Source organism: Halorhodospira sp. 9621 (genome assembly GCF_022228055.1).
In the GTDB taxonomy this organism is placed as follows: Bacteria; Pseudomonadota; Gammaproteobacteria; order Nitrococcales; family Halorhodospiraceae; genus Halorhodospira; species Halorhodospira halophila_A.
In genome coordinates this window covers 1-328 of sequence record NZ_JAJNRD010000132.1, presented here as the reverse complement: position 1 = coordinate 328, position 328 = coordinate 1, and the positions used below count along the sequence as shown (strand labels likewise).

The 328-nt window shown below is 63.7% G+C and carries 1 protein-coding gene; it reads right to left on the bottom strand.

Annotated features, from left to right (window positions below; all coding sequences use genetic code 11):
- On the bottom strand, window positions 1-328 hold a 328-nt coding region (locus tag LRF89_RS13435; RefSeq protein WP_238637400.1), incomplete at both ends, for a response regulator.

The following is a 328-nucleotide window of genomic DNA, read 5'->3' as shown; positions in this document are numbered from 1 at the left end:
TATTGGGTGCGCTTCCATAAGACCCTCCGGGAGTGGTCTCGGTCTGGGAGTTCTTCCGCGGCGCCAGCGACTCGATCCACTGTCGCAGCTCCGTGCGATCCAACGGCTTGCTCAGAAATGCATCGAAGAGACCGGTCTCGAGGACCGGCTCCACCTCGCTGCGGGCATAGGCAGTGTAAAGGGCAATCGCCACCTGGGTGCGTCCCTGGGCCCTTTCCTCAGCCCGTATGCGCTCGGCCAGCTGATCACCATCGAATCCGGGCATGTGGCGGTCGAGGACCAGGGCATCGAAAGTCTGTGTTTGCCAGGCCTCCAGGGCGCTGGCGCC